Source organism: Citricoccus sp., assembly GCF_035445025.1.
Lineage (GTDB): Bacteria > Actinomycetota > Actinomycetes > Actinomycetales > Micrococcaceae > Citricoccus.
On record NZ_DAOMPX010000111.1, the window covers coordinates 1 to 4227 of the forward strand.

Here is a 4227-nt window from a genome sequence, read left to right on the forward strand (position 1 = left end):
CCCCGAGGAGGAGCCGTGGCCACCCATCACACGCCGCCGGCGTCGGGCCCGCGGGTCGTACGCGCCCCGCGCGGGCCGCAGATCACCGCCCGGTCCTGGCAGACCGAGGCGGCCAAGCGGATGCTCATGAACAACCTGGACCCCGAGGTGGCCGAGCGCCCGGAGGACCTGGTCGTCTACGGCGGAACGGGCCGGGCCGCGCGGTCCTGGGAGGCCTTCGACGCGATCGTGCGCACGCTCGACACCCTCGGAGCCGACGAGACCCTGCTCGTCCAGTCGGGCAAGCCGGTCGGGGTGCTCACCACCCACGAATGGGCCCCGCGGGTGCTCATCGCCAACTCCAACCTCGTCGGGGACTGGGCCACGTGGGAGCACTTCCGGGCCCTCGAGGCCGAGGGGCTGATGATGTACGGCCAGATGACGGCCGGGTCCTGGATCTACATCGGCACCCAGGGCATCCTGCAGGGCACCTTCGAGACCTTCGCCGCCGTCGCCCGCAAGCGCTTCGGCGGGACGCTGGCGGGCACCCTGACCCTCACCGCCGGCTGCGGCGGGATGGGCGGGGCGCAACCGCTGGCCGTGACCCTCAACGGGGGAGCCTGCCTCATCGTCGACGTCGACGCGGCCCGGCTGCGGCGCCGCCGGGACCAGCGCTACCTGGACGAGGTCGCCCCGGACCTGGACACCGCCGTGCACCGGGTCCTGGCCGCCCGGGCGGAGGGGCGAGCCCTGTCCGTCGGGCTGGTCGGCAACGCGGCCGAGGCCCTGCCCGAGCTGCTGGACCGGAGGCTCCCGGCCGACGTGGTCACCGACCAGACCTCCGCCCACGACCCGCTGTCCTACCTGCCGGTGGGTGTGGACATCGACTCCTGGCGGGCCGAGGCCGCGCAGGACGCGGAGAAGTTCACCCGGCGGGCGCGCGAGTCGATGGCCCGGCACGTGGAGGCGATGGTCGGGTTCGCCGACCGCGGCGCGGAGGTCTTCGACTACGGCAACTCGATCCGCGACGAGGCCCGCACGGCCGGGTACGAGCGCGCCTTCGACTTCCCCGGCTTCGTGAAGGCCTATATCCGCCCGCAGTTCTGCGAGGGGCGCGGCCCATTCCGGTGGGTGGCGCTGTCCGGCGACCCGGCCGACATTGCCGTCATGGACCGTGCCCTGATGGAGCTGTTCCCGGACCACGCGGACCTGCACCGGTGGTTGCGAGCCGCCGCCGAGCACGTCGAGTTCCAGGGGCTGCCCGCCCGGATCTGCTGGCTGGGCTACGGCGAGCGGGCCCGGGCCGGGCTGCTGTTCAACCGCCTCGTGGCCGAGGGCAGGGTCTCGGCCCCGATCGTCATCGGCCGCGACCACCTCGACTCCGGGTCGGTGGCCAGCCCCTACCGGGAGACCGAGGGGATGCTCGACGGCACCGACGCCGTGGCCGACTGGCCGCTGCTCAACGCCCTCGTCAACACCTCCTCGGGCGCCACCTGGGTGTCCATCCACCAGGGCGGCGGCGTGGGGATGGGGCGCTCGATCCACGCCGGCCAGGTCTGCGTGGCCGACGGCACCGAGCTGGCCGCCCGGAAGCTGGAACGGCTCCTGACGAACGACCCCGCCACGGGCGTGATGCGCCACGTGGACGCCGGCTACGACCGGGCGCGGGAGGTCGCCGCCGAGCGCGGGGTGCGGATCCCGATGGCCGAGGAACCCGATGCACCCGTCCGGCCCGGGAAGCCCGGTGGGAACGGGACCTGATGCGCACCGTCGTGACGGACATCGCCGAGCTGGTGACCAACGACGCCGGCGCCCCCGGCCTGCTGGGCGTCGTCGCCGACGCCACCCTGCTCCTCGAGGACGGCCGGGTCCGCTGGGCCGGTCCGGCCGCCGAGGCCCCGATCGAGGCGGCACTGGCCGAGGAGGGCATCAGCGCCGGCGGCGGTGCGGTCCTGCCGGGGTTCGTCGACAGCCACACCCACCTCGTGTTCGCCGGGGACCGCTCGGCGGAGTTCGCCGCCCGCATGGCCGGACAGCCCTACACGGCCGGTGGCATCACCGCCACGGTGGCCGCCACCCGCGCTGCTGGCACGGCAGAGCTCGAGGAGAACCTCGTCCGCCTGCTCCGGCAGGCCGAGCGCTCCGGCACCACCACGGTGGAGGTCAAGACCGGGTACGGGCTGAGCCTCGAGGAGGAACTGCGCGCCCTGGACATCATCAACCGGCACACGGAGGACGCCACCCTGCTGGCCGCCCACGTGGTCCCGCCGGAGTACCGCGACGATCCCGAGGGCTACGTCGACCTGGTGGTCGAGCGGATCATCCCGGCGGCGGCCGGACGGGCCCGGTGGGTCGACGCGTTCTGCGAGGAGGGGGCCTTCACCGTGGAGCAGTGCGCTCGCGTCCTCACGGCCGGCCGGGAGCACGGGATGATGCCGCGGCTGCACGCGAACCAGCTCACCGCCGGCGGGGCGCTGCAGCTCGCCGCGCGCCTGGGCTGTGCCTCCGCCGATCACGCCACGTTCGCCTCCGAGGCCGACCTGGCCGCGCTGGCCGGCGCCGGCACCGTGGTGACCCTGCTACCCGGCGCCGAGTTCTGCACCCGACAGCCCTACCCGGACGCCCGCCGCTACCTCACCGCTGGGGTCACCCTCGCCCTGGCCACCGACTGCAACCCCGGTTCGAGCTTCACCAGCAGCATGCCCTTCTGCATCGCGGTGGCCGTGCGGGACATGCACTTCACCGTGGACCAGGCGGTGTGGGCCGCCACCGCCGGGGGAGCGGCCGCGCTGCGCCGGCCCGACGTCGGCCGGCTCACCGCCGGCGCCCGCGCCGACTTCATCGTCCTGGACGCGCCCAGCCACCGGTACCTGGCCTACCGGCCCGGGGTCGACCTCGTCCGGCGGGTGTACCGGGGCGGTCGCCTGATCGCGGGGCAGGACTGGCCGTGACACCGATCGAGCTGGACCCGGACGCCCTGAGCCTGCGCGACGTCGTCGCCGTGGCCCGGTTCGGGGCGCCGGTGACGATCAGCGCCGCCACGCTCGACCGGGTCCGGGCGACCCGGCAACACGTCGACCGGCTCGCCGGGGCCGCACGCCCCGTGTACGGGGTCTCCACCGGGTTCGGCGCCCTGGCCCAGCGGCACATCCCCGGTGCGCTGCGCAGTCGTATGCAGCGGTCCCTCGTCCGCTCGCACGCCGCCGGGATGGGCCGGCCGGTGGAACGCGAGGTGGTCCGCGCGCTGATGCTGTTGCGGGCCCGCACCATGGCCACGGGCCGGACCGGCGTGCGGCCCGGGACGCTGACCGGTTACGTGGCGGTCCTCAACGCCGGGATCACCCCGGTGGTCCGCGAGTACGGCTCTCTCGGGTGCTCGGGGGACCTGGCGCCGCTCGCGGCGTGCGCCCTGGTGCTGACCGGAGAGGGCGAGGTCCTGGACGCCGAGGACCGGCCCGTCCCTGCCGCCGGCGCCCTGGCGGCCGCCGGGATCACCCCGGTGCGGCTCGAGGAGAAGGAGGGCCTGGCGCTGGTCAACGGCACGGACGGGATGCTGGGCATGCTGGTCCTGGCGCTGGACGACCTGGAGAACCTGCTGACGGTGGCGGACCTCTCCGCCGCGGCGAGCGTGGAGGCGTTGCTGGGTACCGACCAGGTGTTCCGGCCGGAGGTGCTGGGACCCCTGCGCCCCTATGACGGCCAGACCACCAGCGGGGCCAACATGTTCGCCGCCCTGAGGGGTTCGGCCATCGTGGCCTCGCACCGGGACTCGGACCACCTGGTGCAGGACGCGTATTCGCTGCGCTGCGCCCCGCAGGTGACCGGCGCCGCCCGGGACACCCTGGCCTTCGCCGAGCAGGTGGCCGGGCGCGAGCTCCGCGCCGCGATCGACAACCCGGTGGTGCTCGACGACGGGTCCGTCTCCTCGAACGGGAACTTCCACGGCGCCCCGCTGGCCCACGCCCTGGACTTCCTGGCCATCGTGGTGGCCGACGTGGCCTCGATTACCGAGCGGCGCACGGACCGGCTGATGGACGTCGCCCGGAACCAGGGCCTGCCACCGTTCCTGGCGGACGACCCGGGCGTGGACTCGGGGCTGATGATCGCCCACTACACGCAGGCGGCGATGGTCGCCGAGACCAAGCGGCTGGCGGTGCCGGCCAGCGTGGACTCGATCCCCAGCTCGGCGATGCAGGAGGACCACGCGTCCATGGGCTGGCACGCCGGGCGGAAGCTGCGCACCGCCCT

General features: G+C 74.5%; 3 protein-coding genes. All 3 read left to right on the forward strand.

The genetic code is table 11. The features are described from left to right. The first annotated feature begins 15 nt into the window (after nucleotides 1-15). Nucleotides 16-1740, forward strand: a complete 1725-nt coding sequence (hutU, locus tag PLJ28_RS15060) for a urocanate hydratase (protein WP_324590359.1) — start codon at nucleotides 16-18, stop codon at nucleotides 1738-1740. Next, complete coding sequence (gene hutI, locus PLJ28_RS15065) at nucleotides 1740-2930, forward strand: imidazolonepropionase (RefSeq protein ID WP_183528646.1); 1191 nt, start codon at nucleotides 1740-1742, stop codon at nucleotides 2928-2930. Before hutU ends, hutI begins: the two co-directional genes overlap by 1 nt. Continuing rightward, a partial coding sequence (gene hutH / locus PLJ28_RS15070) for a histidine ammonia-lyase (protein WP_324590360.1) occupies nucleotides 2927-4227 on the forward strand: 1301 nt, incomplete at its 3' end. The genes hutI and hutH, both read left to right, overlap by 4 nt.

Bases quoted from the DNA above. Each gene is read 5' to 3' on its own strand.
- hutI (WP_183528646.1), top strand. From the start codon at position 1,740: ATGCGCACCGTCGTGACGGACATCGCCGAGCTGGTGACCAACGACGCC.